17 protein-coding genes are annotated in these 17,586 nt (G+C 71.2%); 10 read left to right on the top strand and 7 right to left on the bottom strand.

The window, feature by feature from the left end; genetic code table 11:
- Nucleotides 1–97: 97 nt before the first annotated feature.
- The 4 genes from ACWDX7_RS01575 to ACWDX7_RS01560 all read right to left on the bottom strand — a co-directional run bounded on the left by ACWDX7_RS01575 (nucleotide 98) and on the right by ACWDX7_RS01560 (nucleotide 4,562).
- The gene (locus ACWDX7_RS01575; protein ID WP_451491472.1) at nucleotides 98–1,213 is read right to left on the bottom strand and encodes a diguanylate cyclase domain-containing protein; all 1,116 of its coding nucleotides are present in this window, start codon (nucleotides 1,211–1,213) and stop codon (nucleotides 98–100) included.
- A 265-nt stretch (nucleotides 1,214–1,478) separates the two neighbouring features.
- Complete coding sequence (locus tag ACWDX7_RS01570) at nucleotides 1,479–2,279, bottom strand: enoyl-CoA hydratase/isomerase family protein (protein WP_451491568.1); 801 nt, start codon at nucleotides 2,277–2,279, stop codon at nucleotides 1,479–1,481.
- A 29-nt stretch (nucleotides 2,280–2,308) separates the two neighbouring features.
- Nucleotides 2,309–3,475: an adenylate/guanylate cyclase domain-containing protein gene (locus ACWDX7_RS01565; protein ID WP_451491473.1), complete on the bottom strand. Its 1,167-nt coding sequence runs from the start codon at nucleotides 3,473–3,475 to the stop codon at nucleotides 2,309–2,311.
- 208 nt (nucleotides 3,476–3,683) lie between these two features.
- Nucleotides 3,684–4,562, bottom strand: coding sequence for a biotin--[acetyl-CoA-carboxylase] ligase (locus tag ACWDX7_RS01560; protein ID WP_451491474.1), 879 nt, complete (start codon nucleotides 4,560–4,562; stop codon nucleotides 3,684–3,686).
- A 131-nt stretch (nucleotides 4,563–4,693) separates the two neighbouring features.
- On the opposite strand from ACWDX7_RS01560, the gene ACWDX7_RS01555 reads away from it, so the two are divergent.
- The 4 genes from ACWDX7_RS01555 to ACWDX7_RS01540 all read left to right on the top strand — a co-directional run bounded on the left by ACWDX7_RS01555 (nucleotide 4,694) and on the right by ACWDX7_RS01540 (nucleotide 7,448).
- On the top strand, nucleotides 4,694–6,280 hold the full coding sequence (locus ACWDX7_RS01555) for an acyl-CoA carboxylase subunit beta (RefSeq protein WP_451491475.1): 1,587 nt from the start codon (nucleotides 4,694–4,696) through the stop codon (nucleotides 6,278–6,280).
- Between the two features lie 18 nt (nucleotides 6,281–6,298).
- Nucleotides 6,299–6,508, top strand: a complete 210-nt coding sequence (locus ACWDX7_RS01550; RefSeq protein WP_451491476.1) for an acyl-CoA carboxylase epsilon subunit — start codon at nucleotides 6,299–6,301, stop codon at nucleotides 6,506–6,508.
- 141 nt (nucleotides 6,509–6,649) lie between these two features.
- On the top strand, nucleotides 6,650–6,784 hold the full coding sequence (mmpB, locus tag ACWDX7_RS01545) for a morphogenic membrane protein MmpB (RefSeq protein WP_451491477.1): 135 nt from the start codon (nucleotides 6,650–6,652) through the stop codon (nucleotides 6,782–6,784).
- A gap of 43 nt (nucleotides 6,785–6,827) precedes the next feature.
- On the top strand, nucleotides 6,828–7,448 hold the full coding sequence (locus ACWDX7_RS01540) for a nucleoside triphosphate pyrophosphatase (RefSeq protein ID WP_451491478.1): 621 nt from the start codon (nucleotides 6,828–6,830) through the stop codon (nucleotides 7,446–7,448).
- Here the strand turns inward: ACWDX7_RS01540 and ACWDX7_RS01535 are convergent.
- Entirely contained in the window at nucleotides 7,429–7,875 is a 447-nt protein-coding gene (locus ACWDX7_RS01535; protein ID WP_451491479.1) for a hypothetical protein, read from the bottom strand. The two genes, ACWDX7_RS01540 and ACWDX7_RS01535, sit on opposite strands and share 20 nt — an antisense overlap.
- Nucleotides 7,876–8,293: 418 nt before the next feature.
- On the opposite strand from ACWDX7_RS01535, the gene ACWDX7_RS01530 reads away from it, so the two are divergent.
- The 4 genes from ACWDX7_RS01530 to ACWDX7_RS01515 all read left to right on the top strand — a co-directional run bounded on the left by ACWDX7_RS01530 (nucleotide 8,294) and on the right by ACWDX7_RS01515 (nucleotide 13,302).
- Nucleotides 8,294–10,054 (top strand): acetyl/propionyl/methylcrotonyl-CoA carboxylase subunit alpha, encoded by a 1,761-nt coding sequence (locus ACWDX7_RS01530; RefSeq protein ID WP_451491480.1) that lies wholly within the window; start codon nucleotides 8,294–8,296, stop codon nucleotides 10,052–10,054.
- Nucleotides 10,055–10,118: 64 nt separating this feature from the next.
- Nucleotides 10,119–10,439, top strand: coding sequence for a hypothetical protein (locus tag ACWDX7_RS01525; protein ID WP_451491481.1), 321 nt, complete (start codon nucleotides 10,119–10,121; stop codon nucleotides 10,437–10,439).
- Nucleotides 10,355–12,667 (top strand): RHS repeat-associated core domain-containing protein, encoded by a 2,313-nt coding sequence (locus tag ACWDX7_RS01520; protein WP_451491482.1) that lies wholly within the window; start codon nucleotides 10,355–10,357, stop codon nucleotides 12,665–12,667. Before ACWDX7_RS01525 ends, ACWDX7_RS01520 begins: the two co-directional genes overlap by 85 nt.
- Nucleotides 12,667–13,302: a hypothetical protein gene (locus ACWDX7_RS01515; protein ID WP_451491483.1), complete on the top strand. Its 636-nt coding sequence runs from the start codon at nucleotides 12,667–12,669 to the stop codon at nucleotides 13,300–13,302. Before ACWDX7_RS01520 ends, ACWDX7_RS01515 begins: the two co-directional genes overlap by 1 nt.
- A gap of 57 nt (nucleotides 13,303–13,359) precedes the next feature.
- On the opposite strand, the gene ACWDX7_RS01510 is transcribed toward ACWDX7_RS01515, so the two are convergent.
- Together ACWDX7_RS01510 and ACWDX7_RS01505 are read right to left on the bottom strand one after the other, a co-directional pair.
- Nucleotides 13,360–14,304, bottom strand: coding sequence for a DeoR/GlpR family DNA-binding transcription regulator (locus tag ACWDX7_RS01510; RefSeq protein ID WP_451491484.1), 945 nt, complete (start codon nucleotides 14,302–14,304; stop codon nucleotides 13,360–13,362).
- A gap of 175 nt (nucleotides 14,305–14,479) precedes the next feature.
- Complete coding sequence (locus ACWDX7_RS01505) at nucleotides 14,480–15,919, bottom strand: NAD(P)H-quinone dehydrogenase (protein ID WP_451491485.1); 1,440 nt, start codon at nucleotides 15,917–15,919, stop codon at nucleotides 14,480–14,482.
- A gap of 173 nt (nucleotides 15,920–16,092) precedes the next feature.
- On the opposite strand from ACWDX7_RS01505, the gene ACWDX7_RS01500 reads away from it, so the two are divergent.
- Together ACWDX7_RS01500 and ACWDX7_RS01495 are read left to right on the top strand one after the other, a co-directional pair.
- Nucleotides 16,093–16,530, top strand: coding sequence for a gamma-glutamylcyclotransferase (locus ACWDX7_RS01500; protein WP_267012594.1), 438 nt, complete (start codon nucleotides 16,093–16,095; stop codon nucleotides 16,528–16,530).
- A gap of 223 nt (nucleotides 16,531–16,753) precedes the next feature.
- Nucleotides 16,754–17,560, top strand: a complete 807-nt coding sequence (locus ACWDX7_RS01495) for a purine-nucleoside phosphorylase (protein WP_451491486.1) — start codon at nucleotides 16,754–16,756, stop codon at nucleotides 17,558–17,560.
- Nucleotides 17,561–17,586 lie beyond the last annotated feature (26 nt).

Raw genomic sequence — 17,586 nt, 5'->3', positions numbered from 1 at the left:
CCCCTTACCCGGCGGTCACTTCCACCCATCCCGGCCGGCTGCCCGGCCGTCCACCCGCCCCACTTCCTCGCCCGTCCCATTCATCCGCCCCGTCCCGCTAGCCGCGACCGCGGAACCGCCGCCGCTCGCCCGGGGCCTCCTGCGCCGTCGTATCGGCCAGCCGCACCACGGCGGTGTCCCGCCCCGCCACGACGGGCTTCTCCGAGCGCGCGGCCTTGGCCTTGTACTGCGCCGCGTCGGCCAGCCGGAACAGCCGCCGGGAGGAGGTGACCGGCCCGATCGGGTCCCCGGTGGAGGCCACCCCGCAGGCCACTCCCTCCCCGAGCTCCAGCTCACCGGCCCGGGCGCACAGCTCCTCGCTGACCCGGACCACCTCGTCGGCGGTCGGACCGACGCCGACCAGGCAGAACTCATCGCCGCCCAGCCGCGCCACCAGCGAGCCGGGCAGCATGGCCCCGCAGAGGCTGAGCACCGACCCGAACCGCTCCAGCAGCCGGTCGCCCATGGCGTGCCCGAGGGTGTCGTTGACCTTCTTCAAGCCGTTCAGGTCGCAGACCGCGAGGCTGACGACGACGCCGGTCCGCCGGTGCTCCTCCAGCGCGTCGTCGAGCCGCAGGTCGACCGCCCGCCGGTTGGCCAGGCCGGTCAGCGGATCGGTGAAGGCGAGCCGGCGGGCCTCTTCCAGCCGCTCGTTCTGGGCGAGCCCGGCGGCGACCACGGCGGCCAGCACGGTCGCGAACTCGGCGTCGTCCTCGTCGAAGTCGGGCAGCCCCTCGTCCCGCGCGATGTACAACTCTCCCCAGGCCCGCCCGCTGAGCACGATGGGCGCGACCACGCACGTCCCGCGGCCGCGCCGGCGCAGGGCCTGCCCGCGCCGCCCGGGCCGGTCGCCGACGGCGCTCTCGACCCAGGCGTGCGGGCCGGCGCCGCCCACCCAGCGCTCGTGCAGGAAGTCGGCGATCTCGGGGAAGTCGTGCACGGGATAGGACTCGTCCTCGGGGAACTCCTCCTCCCCGGCCCGCCGCTCGCCCTCGTTCACGAGCACGCGCAGGCGCCCGCGCTCACGCTCCCAGGCGGAGATCGCGGCGAAGGAGGCGTCCATGGCCATCCGCGCGCCGCGCGCGGCCGCCCGCACACTGTCCCGCGGCGCGCACGCCGCGGCCATCGCCTGCGCCAGGCTCACCACGGCTCGTAGCCGCCCGTCGACTCCCATCACCCCAGGTTAGGGAGTTTCATCCGATTTGGTACCCGTGGGCGCCGCGCCACCCGGTCCCGCCGGGGCCCACCGTCCGGGGGTCCCCCGGACGGAGCCCGGGCAGGCCCGTACGAAGCCCGGAAGGCGACCGGAGGGCAGGAGGCCGAGCCAGGTCGCCCGACGCGGCGGTCCATACCCGCCCGATCCGTACGCGGCCGGTCCGTACGCGGCCGCACGGGCGCGGGCGCGGCCCCGGCAGGATCCGAAAGACATGCCCTACGGGTTACTGCCCCGGCCAGTTCGGCTTGCGCTTCTCGTTGAACGCCGCCACGCCCTCGGCCCGGTCGCCCGAGAAGGCCACCGTCCGCCAGGCCGCGTCCTCGATCTCCAGCCCGGCCGTCAGGTCCATCCCGTGCCCCAGCCGCAGCGCCCGCTTGGCGGCCCGCAGCCCCACGGGGGAGTTCGCCGCCATCCGGGACGCCAGGGCCAGCGCCTCGGCCGTGTCCCGCCCGGCGGGGACCACCGAGTCCACGAGGCCGAGCGCCAGCGCCTCGGCCGCCTCCACCCGCCGCGCCGTGAAGATCAGCTCGGCGGCCCGCGCCGCACCGACCCGGCGCGGCAGCAGCTGCGTACCGCCGCCGCCCGGGATCACGCCCACCGACACCTCCGGCAGGCCGACCACCGCCGTCTCGTCCGCGACGATCACGTCGCAGGCCAGTGCCAGTTCGAAACCACCGCCCAGGGCGAAGCCGTGCACCGCCGCGATCGTGGGCATCGGGAGCTCCAGTACGCCGCCGTAGGCGCCCCGCGTGGTCGGCCGCTGCCGTACCAGCTCGGCGTCCGACAGCGAGTTGCGCTCCTTGAGGTCCGCCCCGACGCAGAACGCCCGCTCGGCGGCGGAGGACAGCACCACCACGCGTACGGAAGCGTCCGCGGCCAGCTCCGCGCAGGCCGCCCCGATGGCGCGGGCCATCTGGGTCGAGACGGCGTTCATCGCCTTGGGGCGGTCCAGGACCAGCTCGGCGACCCCGTCCTCGTGGCGGCGTACGGCGACGAACTCGGACTCGGCTGACTGCGGCTGCACTGGCACAGGACCCTCCCGGTTAACGGACGTTATCCGGGGATCTTAGGTGTGCGGCGCGTGAGCAGCCAGGGTTCGACGACACCCAGCCCGCGTACGGGCCGCTGCCACATCGGCTGGAGCGCGAAACGGTAGGCCGCGCCCTCCTCGGGGGACGCCTCCGCCTCCTTCTCCGACACCGGCGCGGCCCCGGTGCGGCCCAGCTCCACGGCCATCGCACCGTCCACCAGCACCGCGTCCTTGGGCGCTATCGACGTCAGCCGGCTCGCCAGGTTCACCGTGGTCCCGAAGACGTCGCCCATCCGCGTGGTCACCGTGCCGAAGGCGATTCCGACCCGCAGCTCGGGCATCTGCGCGTCCGCCCCCATCGTCTCGATCAGCCGCAGGGCGATCTCCGCCGCCGTGGCCGCGTCGTCGGCCGCGTACAGCACCTCGTCGCCCAGCGTCTTGATCAGCCGGCCGCCGTGCGCGGCGACCAGGTCGGCCGCGGTGGTCTCGAAGGCCTCGACCAGCTCGCCGAGCTGCTCCTCCTCCAGGCGCCGCGTGAGGCGGGTGAAGCCCACCAGGTCCGCGAAGCCCACCGCGAGCCGCCGGTCGACCATCTCCTCGTCGTCGGCCACCTGCACGACCCGCCCGGTCGCGGCCGCCAGCTGGCGCCGCCACACGTAGACGAGGAACTCCTCCAGCTCCGGCAGCAGCAGCTCCACCAGCGGGTACGTGACCTCCGTACGGGTCATCCCCGCCTCCGGCGGCTCCGTCAGCCCCTCCAGGAAGGAGTCGATCTGCCATTCGGCCAGCCGCGCCGTGGTCTGCCCGGTGGACCGCGCCACCTGCACCGCCATCGGCTCGCTCAGCAGCCCCGCCTCCACCAGGCCGGCGAGCCGGCGCAGGGCGAGTACGTCCGCCTCCGTCAGGGCCTTGGCCTGGCCGATGTCCGCGAAGCCCATGGCCCGCCAGAAGCGGGAGGCGAGCTCCATGGAGACGCCGGCGCTGCGGGCCGCCTGGAAGGGGGTGTAGCGGCGCTCGGCGCCGAGGATCAGCTGCTCCAGCCGGATGGCGAGGGGATCCGCCGTCGGCTGGGCCGTGTGGTCCACCTCGTGGTGGGGTGTGTGCTGGTCACGCCCGATCGGGGTGGCCGCACCAGAACCGGAACCCCCGGCTCCGCCGGACGCGCTGGACGAAGGGTCGTCGACGGTCAAGGGCCGCCTCCTGTCCATTTCCGTGCGCACTGCCCTGCCGAACCGGTAGATCACCGCGTGGACCGCGATCGCCTAAACCATACGGCAGGTGTGCCGTAGCTCACTCCGCCGGGGCTCCGTCCCCGCCCCGTCCCCGCCCCCCGGACCAGGACCCGGACGAGGACCAGGACCGGGGGCGATCCGGCCCGGGGAGATCCGGCCCGGGCCGTCAGTGCACCGAGCGCAGGTGCACCACGTCACCGGCGCCCACCGCCTCGTGCTTCCCCTCCGCCGTACGGATCACCAGGCGGCCGTCCGCGTCGACCGCTTCGGCCGTTCCGGTGAGCGTGCGCCCGCCCGGCAGCTCCGCGCGGACGTGCCGGCCCAGGGTGGCGCAGCCGGCCGCGTAGGTCTGCTGGAGGCCGCTGGCCGCCGGATCACCGCCGGCCTCGCGCCAGTTCCCGTACCACTGCTCCAGGGAGCGCAGGACGGCCCTCAGCAGCGGATCCCGGTCGGTGACGGTGGCCTTGGCCAGCGCGAGGGAGCCGGCGGTCGGTACCGGCAGTTCCTCCTCGGTCAGGGAGACGTTGAGCCCGATCCCGATGACCACGCCCCCCGGCACCCGCTCGGCCAGGATGCCGCCCGCTTTGCGCTCCTCCCCCTCCACGCTCACCAGCAGGTCGTTGGGCCACTTGAGGGCGGTGTCCACGCCCGCCGCCCGGGACAGTCCGGTCGCGGTCGCCACCCCGGCCAGCAGCGTCAGCCACCCCCACCGCTCCTGCGGCACCGCCTCGCCCGGCTTGAGCAGGACGGAGAAGAACAGCCCGGACCGGGCGGGCGCGACCCAGCTGCGCTCCAGGCGGCCGCGCCCGGCGGTCTGCTCCTCCGCGACGAGCACGGCCCCCTCGGGCAGCTGCTCGGCCCGCGCCGCGAGGTCGGTGTTGGTGGAGCCGGTGGCCGCGACCACCTCCAGGGAGCTGTACAGCCCCCCTTCGGTGACGAGGGCCCGTTGAAGGGCCGCGACATTGAGCGGCGGCCGCTCCAGGCTCGTCCAACGACCGGCGGAAGCACCTGCTGAAGCACCTGCTGAGGCATCTGATGGCGTCATGCAACCCAGATTAGGTGTGTCAAACGCCGCACTGCCGAGCGCCATGCCCGCCGATACGCTACGCACCAGTAGCCAGCAGTAGTCATTTACTTGACCAGGCAGTTGACACCACGCAGGGAGCCGCGACCCCGATGTCACAACCGTCAGAGCCGATCGACATGCACACCACCGCGGGCAAGATCGCGGATCTGCAGCGCCGCATCGACGAAGCCACCCACGCCGGATCCTCGCGTGCCGTGGAGAAGCAGCACGCCAAGGGCAAGCTGACGGCGCGTGAGCGGGTGGCCCTGCTGCTGGACGAGGGCTCGTTCGTCGAGCTCGACGAGTTCGCCCGGCACCGCTCCACCAGTTTCGGGCTGGAGAAGACCCGCCCCTACGGGGACGGCGTCGTCACCGGCTACGGCACGGTGGACGGCCGCCCCGTCGCCGTGTTCTCGCAGGACTTCACCGTCTTCGGCGGGGCCCTCGGCGAGGTCTACGGCCAGAAGATCATCAAGGTGATGGACTTCGCGCTGAAGACCGGCTGCCCGGTCGTCGGGATCAACGACTCCGGCGGCGCCCGGATCCAGGAGGGCGTCAGCGCGCTCGGCATGTACGGCGAGATCTTCCGCCGCAACGTGCACGCCTCCGGCGTCATCCCGCAGATCAGCCTGGTCGTCGGGCCCTGCGCGGGCGGCGCGGTCTACTCCCCCGCCATCACCGACTTCACGGTCATGGTCGACCAGACCTCGCACATGTTCATCACCGGCCCCGACGTCATCAAGACGGTCACCGGCGAGGACGTGGGCTTCGAGGAGCTCGGCGGCGCCCGCACCCACAACGCCACCTCCGGCGTGGCGCACCACATGGCCGGGGACGAGAAGGACGCCATCGAGTACGTCAAGTCCCTGCTCTCGTACCTGCCGTCGAACAATCTTTCCGAGGCCCCGGCCTTCCCGGAGGAGGCGGACACCGCGGTCTGCGACGCCGACCGCGAGCTCGACGTACTGATCCCGGACAGCGCGAACCAGCCGTACGACATGCACACGGTGATCGAGCACGTCGTGGACGACGCGGAGTTCCTGGAGACGCAGTCGCTCTTCGCGCCGAACATCCTCACCGGTTTCGGCCGCGTGGAGGGCCACCCGGTGGGCATCGTCGCCAACCAGCCGATGCAGTTCGCCGGCTGCCTGGACATCGACGCCTCCGAGAAGGCTGCCCGGTTCGTCCGGACGTGTGACGCCTTCAACATCCCGGTGCTGACCTTCGTGGACGTACCGGGCTTCCTGCCGGGCACGGACCAGGAGTACAACGGGATCATCCGGCGGGGTGCGAAGCTGATCTACGCGTACGCCGAGGCCACCGTCCCCCTGATCACCGTGATCACCCGCAAGGCCTTCGGCGGGGCGTACGACGTGATGGGCTCCAAGCACCTCGGGGCGGACCTGAACCTGGCCTGGCCGACCGCGCAGATCGCCGTGATGGGCGCGCAGGGCGCCGTGAACATCCTGCACCGCAGGACCATCGCGGAGGCGGATGATGTGGAGGAGACCCGGGCGCGGCTCATCACCGAGTACGAGGACGCGTTGCTCAACCCGTACACGGCCGCCGAGCGCGGTTACATCGACGCGGTGGCCATGCCGTCCGAGACCCGGGCGCACGTGGTGAAGGGACTGCGGCAGCTGCGCACCAAGCGGGAGTCCCTGCCCCCCAAGAAGCACGGCAACATCCCCCTCTAGGCCCTCCAGGAGGACTCTGTGGTGATCAAGGTCGTCAAGGGCAACCCGACCCCGGAGGAGCTGGCCGCCGCACTGGCGGTGGTCCAAGCGCGTGCGGCGGTGCTGGCTTCGGCGCCGTCGGACGCGGCGCCGGTGGCGGACGAGTGGTCGACGCCGGCCCGGGTGGCACGGCGCAGGCTCCCGCAGCCGGGGCCGCGCGCCTGGGGGCGTACGTACTGGCCGGGCTAGGTCCGGCGGTACCGGCCTGGCCGGCCCGGCGCCGGCCGGGCCGGGCCGGGTGCGGACACTCCCAACATGACATGAACGGACGATGGCGCCTGAGTACGGGTACTCAGGCGCCGCGCCTGTCCCCCGGGCCAGGATCGGGGCATGCTCTGGTCCGATCCGAAAGACGAGCCGCCCGACGAGATGCGCGACGCGCAGGCGATGATCCGGCGGATGACGGTGGTGCTCGCCCTCGCCATGCTCGTGGTGGTCTACGTGCTGGGCGTGGGCCACTTCTGAGGGCTGCCCGAGCGGGGTCCGGGGCCGCCCCTACGATGGCCCCATGACCGCGAACCCTCTGCCCGAAAGCGGGCGCAAGCTCGTCCTGGCCTCCGCCTCCCCCGCCCGGCTGAACCTGCTGCGGCAGGCCGGGCTGGCCCCGCACGTGATCGTCAGCGGCTTCGACGAGGACACGCTGGACCACGACGACCCGGGCTCGCTCGCCCTGGCGCTGGCCGAGGCCAAGGCGGGGGTCGTGGCGGCCCTGGACGAGGCCGCGGGGGCGCTGGTGATCGGCTGCGACTCGGTGCTGGAGCTGGACGGCGAGGCACTGGGCAAGCCGGCGGACGCCGAGGAGGCCACCGCCCGCTGGAAGGCGATGCGCGGACGGGTTGGCGTACTGCGCACCGGGCACTGCGTGATCGACACGAGCAGCGGCCGTCAGGTGTCGGCGACGGCGTCCACGACGGTGCGGTTCGGTGAGCCGACGGACGCGGAGGTCGCGGCGTACGTGGCGAGCGGCGAGCCGCTGCACGTGGCGGGGGCCTTCACCCTGGACGGGCTGTCCGCGCCGTTCATCGACGGCATCGACGGGGATCCGGGCAACGTCATCGGACTGTCGCTGCCGCTGCTGCGCTCGCTGCTCCGCGAACTGGATGTATCGATCACAGACTTGTGGGTGTAAGCCCTCCGAGCGGAGGCGGTGCGTCCTTGCCGCCCGTCCGGGCGGCGTAGAGCGTCAGCGTCAGGACGAGGAGGCACAGGATCAGCATCAGCGCCGCGAAGACGGACCAGCCGAACAGGCCGACGGCGACGGCGCCGAGCAGGCCGTGGGTGACGGCGGCGGAGATGAGCAGGATCCGGGCGAAGCGGCCGGGGGCCCGGTCACGTAGCGCGGCGAGGGCGGCGCAGGCGGCGCACAGCAGGAGGAAGGCGCCCATGCCGGCGCCCATCCCGTACGTTGCCTTGGACATGACATCCGGATCGCTGCCCGCGATGGACATCGACTGGTTCTCCGTAGTCTTGCCCAGCACGACGTGGACGACGAGAACCGCCGCTTCCGCGACGAGCACGATCGCGGTCACCGCGGCCACGAGTCTGCGCAGCACCACGCCGGCCCACCCCCCACTCGTCCCAGTCGCCGGCGCCGTCACCGCACCGCGAAACGTCGCCGCCACAAGCCTGTTCGACGCCTGGAGGCTACTAACGGGTAAACGTGCGGACAAGGGGTCGGGGCCGCTTCGTTACCCGGAGGCCCCTGGACAGTGATCACGCAAAGAAACGCTGGGCCGTTCGTAGGGACTCGACAAAGAATCACCCGGGGCCGCTGACCGGGCGGACAGAGACCTCCGCATCGTCTCGGGGTTACTGTGCAGTCGGGGATCCCCCTGACCTGGGGCGCCACAAGGGCTTTCCAGACCTGAGCCGGACTCGGACCACGCTCCGTGTGGGCAAGCTCACCACTGGATAAGGGTCGAAAGGCCGTGTGGACTGTCCCTAAACTCAGCTTGTTTCAAGGAGGGAGCCATCGTGCGCAAGGTGCTCATCGCCAACCGTGGCGAAATCGCTGTCCGCGTTGCTCGGGCCTGCCGGGATGCCGGGATCGCGAGCGTAGCCGTCTACGCCGATCCGGACCGGGACGCCCTGCACGTCCGCGTGGCAGACGAGGCGTTCGCGTTGGGTGGTGACACCCCGGCCGCTAGCTATCTGGACATCTCCAAGGTCCTGCAGGCCGCAGCCGACTCCGGTGCGGACGCCGTCCACCCCGGATACGGCTTCCTGTCCGAGAACGCCGAATTCGCCCAGGCCGTCCTGGACGCGGGCCTGACCTGGATCGGCCCGCCCCCGCAGGCCATCCGCGACCTCGGCGACAAGGTCGCCGCCCGCCACATCGCCCAGCGCGCCGGCGCCCCGCTGGTCGCCGGCACCCCCGACCCGGTCTCGGGCGCGGAGGAGGTCGTGGCCTTCGCCAAGGAACACGGCCTGCCCATCGCGATCAAGGCCGCCTTCGGCGGCGGCGGCCGCGGCCTGAAGGTCGCCCGCACCCTCGAAGAGGTCCCCGAGCTGTACGACTCCGCCGTCCGCGAGGCCGTCGCCGCCTTCGGCCGCGGGGAATGCTTCGTCGAGCGCTACCTCGACAAGCCGCGCCACGTCGAAACCCAGTGCCTGGCCGACACCCACGGCAACGTCGTCGTCGTCTCCACCCGTGACTGCTCCCTGCAGCGCCGCCACCAAAAGCTCGTGGAAGAGGCCCCCGCCCCCTTCCTCACCCCGGCCCAGAACGAGCAGCTGTACGCCGCCTCCAAGGCCATCCTCAAGGAAGCCGGCTACGTCGGCGCCGGCACCGTGGAATTCCTCGTCGCCGCCGACGGCACGATCTCCTTCCTGGAGGTCAACACCCGCCTGCAGGTCGAGCACCCGGTCACCGAGGAAGTCTCCGGCATCGACCTCGTCCGGGAGATGTTCCGCATCGCCGACGGCGAGGCCCTCGGCTACGACGACCCCGTCCTGCGCGGCCACTCCATCGAGTTCCGCATCAACGGTGAGGACCCCGGCCGCGGCTTCCTCCCCGCCCCGGGCACCGTCACCCGCTTCGCCGCCCCCTCCGGCCCCGGCGTCCGACTCGACGCCGGCGTGGAGAGCGGCTCCGTCATCGGCCCCGCCTGGGACTCCCTGCTGGCCAAGCTGATCGTCACCGGCGCCACCCGCGAACAGGCCCTCCAGCGCGCCGCCCGCGCGCTGGCGGAGTTCGAGATCGAGGGCATGGCCACCGCCCTCCCCTTCCACCGCGCCGTCGTCACCGACCCCGCCTTCGCCCCCGCCGAGGGACCCTTCACGGTCCACACCCGCTGGATCGAAACCGAGTTCGTCAACGACATCCCGCCCTTCGCCGCCCCCGCCGCGCCGGACACCGAGGACGAGCCGGGCCGTGAGACGGTCGTGGTCGAGGTCGGCGGCAAGCGCCTGGAAGTGTCCCTGCCCTCCTCCCTGGGCATGACCCTCGCCCGCACCGCCGCCGCCGGCGGTGCCAAGCCCAAGCGCCGCGCTGCCAAGAAGTCCGGCCCCGCCGCCTCCGGCGACACCCTCACCTCCCCCATGCAGGGCACCATCGTCAAGGTCGCCGTCGAGGAGGGCCAGCAGGTCACCGAGGGCGAACTCGTCGTCGTCCTCGAAGCGATGAAGATGGAGCAGCCCCTCAACGCCCACCGCACCGGCACCATCGTCGGCCTCACCGCCGAAGTCGGCGCCTCCCTCACCTCCGGCGCCACCATCTGCGAGATCAAGGACTGATCCCCGGGCGGTCGTCCCACGACATCGGCCCCCAGGACCCGTTCGGGTCCTGGGGGCCGATGTCATGTGCGGGGCGGGCGCGACGCTCCTACCAGGCACGTCGAACTACTACGACGAGCAGACGCGTCGGCTCACGCGGACCGTCAACAGCCAGGAGAAGTCACCGGGCGCGATCAACGACACGACGTTCAACTACGACGCCGTCGGCAACATCCTCAAGATCAGCGACAAGGAGGGCGGCGCCGCCACTGCCGACGTGCAGTGCTTCGCGTACGACTACCTGCGGCGGATGAACGAGGCGTGGACGGCGACGGACGACTGCGCAGCTCAGCCGAATGCGTCCGGCCCCGGTTCCAAGCCCCAGGTCGGCGGCCCGAACCCGTAAACCCGTATTGGAACTCGTACAGCTTCGACGCGGCCGGCAACCGCACGAAGGAGATCCAGCACTCCCCCACCGGTGACCTCACCAAGGACGTCACCCGCGCCTACACCTACGGCACGCCCGGACAGGCCGCCGCCAACGGCCTGAAAAAGGTCGACACCACCGGACCGGGCGGTTCGCGCACCGAGTCGTACACGTACGACGCGGCGGGCAACACCAAGACCCGAACCATCCAGGGCGACACGCAGACCCTGGACTGGAACAGCACGGGCCAGTTGGAAAAGGTCACGAAGGGCACGGACTCAACCGGGTTCGTCTACGACGCCGGCGGCAACCGCCTGATCAAACGTGACAAGACCGGCACCACGCTGTACCTGCCGGGCACCGAGGTCAAGCTCACGGCGGCGGGCAAGCTGGAGAGCACGCGCTCCTACGCCCACCCGGCCGGCCCGACGATGGTCAAGACGGCCAAGGACGGCGTCATCACGACGTCGTACCTGATAGGCGACCAGAACGGCACGGGGACCACGGCGGTGGACGCCAGCACCTCGGCGGTCACCCGCCGCAAGTTCACCCCGTACGGCGAGGTGCGCGGCGCGGCCCCGTCCGTGTGGCCGGGCAAGAAGGGCTTCGTCGGCGGAGAGATCGACGAGTCCATTGGAACCGTCCATCTGGGCGCTCGTGAATATGACCCGGCAACGGGCCGGTTCCTGTCGGTCGACCCCATCGTCGACTACAGCGAGCCCAAACAGATGAACCCGTACGTCTACGCGAACAACTCGCCGGTGACGTTCAGCGACCCCAGCGGCCTGTCGATCGCACCTCCCACGATGCCGATCAAGGACTTCACGGAGGCCGAGGCGGCCTGGGCAAAGATGATCCAGGGCAAGAGCGCCCTGGACGTCGCGCTCGAAATCGCGATGGGCATCCTGAAGGACGCCTCGGGTTACAACGACATCCGCGACTGCCTCGGCGGCTCGTGGGGCGCCTGCGCCGGACTCGCCTTGGACGCGGCACTGCCCATGGCGGGGCGCGCCAAGCGGATACTCCATGCCCTGGAACGGGCCTGGGAGGCCTTCAACAGCTGGTCGCAGAAGCTCTCCTTGGCTCGCGACATCCTTCGGCGGGTCGAGCGCTACCAGCAGGCGATGGCGAAGTACGCCGAGGACCTGGCCGAGTGGAAGCGCCAGGTAGAGGAAGCCGCCGAACGCGCGAGAAAACTGGAGGAAGCCGCGGCGGCCCGAAGAGCCGCACAGGAGGCGGCGGCCGCGGCGGCGAAGAAGGCCGACGAGGCCAGGGCGACGGCGGCCCGGCAGGGCAAGGCCTCGGCGACGAAGTCCAAGAAGGCCGACAGCGACGGCAAGGCGTCGAAGTCCTCGCAGACGAAGAAGGGCGACGCCCCGAAGAAGTCGAACAAGGCCTCCGACGGCGGCGGTCAGGACGACTCCGAAAGCGGCGCGGGCGCTGCGAAGTCCAAGAACTCCGGCACTTCCCCGGGCTGTGAGAACAACAGCTTCCTACCCGGTACGAAGGTCCTGATGGCGGACGGCAGCACCAAGCCGATCGAGGACGTCAAGATCGGTGACAGCGTCCGGGCCGCCGACCCGCAGACCGGCGAGGCCGGTGCCGAGACGGTCGCGGGCGAGATCATCGGGCACGGTGACAAGAAGCTGGTCCAGGTCACCATCGGCATCGACGGTGACAGGGGAACCGCTGAGGCCTCGGGCACCGCGACCGCCGGCCACCCCTTCTGGGTCGAGGAACTCGGCGAGTGGGTCGACGCGACGGACCTCGACACGGGCGAGTGGCTCAAGACCGGCTCCGGCGCGTACGTCCAGATAGCCGCGGTCAAACGGTGGATGGCCCCCTCCACCACGGTCCACAATCTGACCGTCGGCAACCTCCACACCTACTACGTGCTGGCGGAGGACACCCCGGTCCTCGTCCACAACAACAACTGCCGAACGGCGTCGCAGTACAAGGACACGACCGAAGCCAAGGCCCGCATGCGGAACGTAACCACGGATGTGGGCCCCATGGAGTTCGCGGCGAATCTCGAAGCAAGCGGGTGGACTGGCATCGACAGGAGTCCAACCACGATCGAGATCGTGAAGGACGGGTCACAGTATTTCCTTCGGGCGAAGGCCAAGAGCGTTGACGGGTGGACGGCGGACTTCAAGATGCCGCACGAGAAGAAGGCCGACCTCAAGATCAGGTTGGGTGACGACTAGTGACGGATGGAGGCTCGACCTCGATCGATCGCAACGGGTATCTGACAGTCCGATCCCATGGCGCAGCCACCTTCGACCTTGCGGCCAGGCTGCCCGGCCAGGTCTTCAAGGAGATCGCGGGGGACACGCTCTTCAGTGAGTTCGATGCGGTCTTCGACCCGGAATTCTGGCCGGCGCTCTGCGCGATGGCGCGGTGGCACGGCGACGAACATGTCGAACTGCTGGTCCTCTCGCCGGACTGCGATACGTACTACCTTCCGGAACACGGGGTGTACCCGGCCGTGTCCCTGTCCGTCGATGCCAGCGTGGACGACTACTGGGCCGCGATCGGTCACGAGCCGGGTGGCGAGGACATCATGGGAACGATCGCCATCTCGGCGGACGTCATCACCGTCACCGGTGCTTTCGGGAAATGGGGGTGCTGGGGCGAAAGGGATTGCGAGGTCGCCGTATTCCGCGGCTTCCCCAGCCCGGCGGCACGCGATGAATGGCGCGAACGGTTCGGGCCCGTCCTTGAGGTGTCTGAGGCATTGGACTCCTACCTCGCGCAGGCCTACTGGCGTAACGGCCTCCCGGACGGATACGCCGCGACGCTGACCGCGAACTACGGCCCCTCGGGAGGCGAACGACCGTAACGACACGAAGGGCCCCGTCGGAATTCCGACGGGGCCCTTCGCATGCGTGGCCCGCTCTCAGCGCCGGCGGAGGTCCGCCACGCGGGCTCGTTCGCCGCCCGGCTGGTCCGGGAGGGCGCCCGCGCTGCGGAGCGGAGGGCCGCCGCGGCGTTGCACCGGCAGCGGCGAGTCCCGGCGGGGGCGGCGGCCCTGCATGCCGTCCACCTGGCCGGAGGCGGACGGGCCGCCCGCCACCGTGATCTGCACGCCCTGGTCGGCCAGCGCCTGGAGCTCCGTCGCCGCCCGGTCGTCGTGCGGCGGCGGTTCGTCCGTGACCAGGCGGGTCATGACGTCGGTCGGGACGGTCTGGAACATGGTGTCGGTGCCGAGCTTCGTGTGGTCGGCCAGCACCACCACCTCCCCGGCGGCCTGCACCAGCGCCCGGTCCACGCTCGCGGAGAGCATGTTGGACGTGGACAGCCCGCGCTCGGCGGTCAGACCGCTCCCCGAGAGGAAGGCGCGGGAGACCCGCAGCCCCTGGAGGGACTGCTCGGCTCCGCTGCCGACGAGCGCGTAGTTGGACCCGCGCAGGGTGCCGCCGGTCATCACCACCTCCACCCGGTTGGCATGGGCCAGGGCCTGTGCGACGAGCAGCGAGTTGGTGACCACGGTCAGGCCGGGCACCCGGGCGAGCCGGCGGGCCAGCTCCTGGGTCGTGGTGCCCGCGCCGACGACGATGGCTTCGCCCTCTTCCACGAGGCCGGCCGCGACATCGGCGATGGCGGTCTTCTCCGCCGTCGCGAGATGGGACTTTTGCGGAAAGCCGGACTCCCGCGTGAAACCGCCCGGCAAGACCGCACCGCCGTGCCGGCGGTCGAGGAGTCCTTCTGCCTCCAGTGCCCGCACGTCCCGCCGTACGGTCACTTCGGAGGTCTGGACGACGCGGGCGAGCTCCCGGAGCGATACCGCTCCGTTGGCCCGCACCATTTCGAGGATCAATTGGCGACGTTCTGCAGCGAACACGAAACTGACAGTAACGCCAACGACCGTCTCCTTTCAGCTCCTTGCACCGGATTACCGAAGTTGTCCATACGGCGGGGCGACTAGTGGTATACGCGGTCGATCGGCTGGGCGAACGTCTCGGCACGGGACGGCGAACCGCCCCAATCCCCTTGCGGGGCGGGGCGGTTCGGGGCGCCTACGCCTCCCCGGCGGCCTTGCGCGTGTGCAGCTGGCGTGCCACCTCGGCGATCGAACCCGACAGGGAGGGGTACACGGTGAACGCTTTTGCGATCTGCTCGACCGTCAGGTTGTTGTCGACCGCGATCGAAATCGGGTGGATCAGCTCGCTCGCCCGGGGCGACACGACCACGCCGCCCACGACGATGCCGGTGCCGGGGCGGCAGAACAGCTTCACGAAGCCGTCCCGGATGCCCTGCATCTTGGCGCGCGGGTTGCGCAGCAGCGGGAGCTTCACCACGCGGGCGTCGATCTTGCCGGAGTCCACGTCGGACTGGGTGTAGCCGACGGTCGCGATCTCCGGGTCGGTGAAGACGTTGGAGGAGACCGTCTTCAGGTTGAGCGGGGTCACCGCGTCACCCAGGAAGTGGTACATCGCGATGCGGCCCTGCATGGCGGCCACGGAGGCCAGCGCGAAGACGCCGGTGACGTCTCCGGCGGCGTACACGCCGGGCGCCGACGTACGGGAGACCTTGTCGGTCCAGATGTGCCCGGACTCCCTGAGCCGGACCCCGGACTCCTCCAGGTTCATGTTGTTGGTGTTCGGGATGGCGCCGACCGCCATCAGGCAGTGCGTGCCGGTCAGGACGCGGCCGTCGGAGAGGGTGACCTCGACCCGGTCGCCGACCCGCTTGGCGGACTCGGCGCGGGAGCGGCCGACGACGTTCATGCCGCGGCGGCGGAAGACGTCCTCCAGGACGGCGGCCGCGTCCGGGTCCTCGCCGGGCAGCACGCGGTCGCGGGAGGACACCAGGGTCACGCGCGAGCCGAGGGCCTGGTAGGCCCCGGCGAACTCGGCTCCGGTCACACCGGAGCCGACCACGATGAGCTCTTCCGGGAGCTCCTCCAGGTCGTAGACCTGGGTCCAGTTCAGGATGCGCTCCCCGTCGGGCATCGCGTCCGGGATCTGGCGGGGGTGTCCGCCGGTCGCGATCAGCACGGCGTCGGCGGTCAGGATCGTCTCGGAACCGTCGGCGGCGGTGACGATGACGTCCCGGGTCCCGTCGATGCCCTGGGGGCCGCCCAGCTTGCCGCGCCCGCGCAGCACGCGGGCGCCCGCCCGGGTGACGGAGGCGGTGATGTCGTGCGACTGGGCGAGCGCGAGGCGTTTGACACGCCGGTTCACCTTGCCGAGGTCCACGCCGACGACGCGCGCGGCCTGCTCGATGTGCGGGGTGTCGTCCGCGACGACGATGCCGAGCTCCTCGTACGAGGAGTCGAAGGTGGTCATCACCTCGGCGGTCGCGATGAGGGTCTTGGAGGGCACGCAGTCGGTCAGGACCGAGGCCCCTCCCAGACCGTCGCAGTCCACGACGGTCACCTCCGCGCCGAGCTGGGCCCCTACCAGGGCCGCCTCATAGCCGCCGGGGCCACCGCCGATGATCACGATCCGGGTCACGAAAAGTCCGCCTCACGTCTACCCGGCCGGCTGCCGTCCCGGCCGGCGATCCGGGGGGTCTCCCCGGGGGATGCATTCCGTGCTCCATTGTCCCGCACGCTTCAAGGTGCTTCGCGCCCGGTCCGCCCATCCGGGCACGCCGTGACCGCCGCCCCTCCCGTACCCTCGACCTCATGTCGCTCTACGCCGCGTACGCCGGCAACCTCGACCCGCGGCTGATGACGCGCCGCGCTCCCCATTCGCCGCTGCGCGGCACGGGCTGGATCAACGACTGGCGGCTGACCTTCGGCGGCGAGCAGATGGGCTGGGAGGGGGCGCTCGCCACGGTGGTCGAAGCCCCGCGCCACCAGGTCTTCGTCGCCCTCTACGACATCGCCCCGCTGGACGAGGACTCGATGGACCGCTGGGAGGGCGTCGGGCTCGACATCTACCGCCGGATGCGCATCCGGGTCCACACCCTGGACGGCGAGGAAGCCGCCTGGGTGTACGTCCTGAACGGCTACGAGGGCGGTCTGCCCTCGGCGCGCTACCTGGGCGAGATCGCCGACGCCGCCGAATCGGCGGGCGCCCCCCACGACTACGTGATGGAGCTCCGCAAGCGCCCCTGCTGAACGGATCCAGGCGCTGGTGACCGGATCCGGCCGCGCCCCGCGTGCGAGGCGCGGGCGGCGGGGCAGTGCCCGACCGGTAGCGGCGCCGCCACAGCCCGGCCCGGCCGCCACCCCGGCCCCGTACCACGGGCGGACCATTGGTCGGAAACGACAAGACAACGATCCGAACACCGTGAGCTGTGCCATCTACGCGCGTAGGCCGGGAGCGGTTACGCTCGTCCGCGTGAACGCAACTGTTACCGATCCCCTCGCCGCCGCCGACGCCGCCGCCGCGCGCCTGCGTGAGCTCACCGGCGCCGAAACCCACGATGTCGCCCTCGTCATGGGCTCCGGCTGGGCCCCCGCCGCGGAGGCTCTCGGCGCCCCCGAGGCCGAATTCCCCGTCACCGAGCTGCCCGGTTTCCCGCCGCCCGCCGTCGAGGGCCACGGCGGAAAGATCCGCTCGTACAAGATCGGCGACAAGCGCGCGCTGCTCTTCCTCGGCCGGACCCACTACTACGAGGGCCGCGGCGTCGCCGCCGTCGCCCACGGCGTACGCACCGCCGTGGCGGCCGGCTGCAAGACCGTCGTCCTGACCAACGGCTGCGGCGGTCTGCGCGAGGGCATGAAGCCCGGCCAGCCCGTGCTGATCAGCGACCACCTCAACCTGACGGCCACCTCGCCGATCATCGGCGCGAACTTCGTGGACCTCACCGACCTCTACTCGCCGCGCCTGCGCGCGCTGTGCAAGGAGATCGACGAGTCCCTCGAAGAGGGCGTCTACGTGCAGTTCCCCGGGCCGCACTACGAGACCCCGGCCGAGATCAACATGATCCGCGTGATGGGAGCCGACCTCGTCGGCATGTCCACCGTGCTGGAGGCCATCGCCGCCCGTGAGGCCGGCGCCGAGGTGCTCGGCATCTCCCTGGTCACCAACCTGGCCGCGGGCCTGTCCGGCGAGCCGCTGAACCACGAAGAGGTACTCCAGGCCGGGCGTGATTCGGCCGCGCGCATGGGCAAGCTGCTCACACAGGTCCTCGCCCGCATCTGAGTGACCGTACGAGAGGCACGAGAGGT

This window comes from Streptomyces sp. NPDC003034 (genome assembly GCF_053591375.1).
This window is presented reverse-complemented; position numbering and strand designations above follow the sequence as displayed.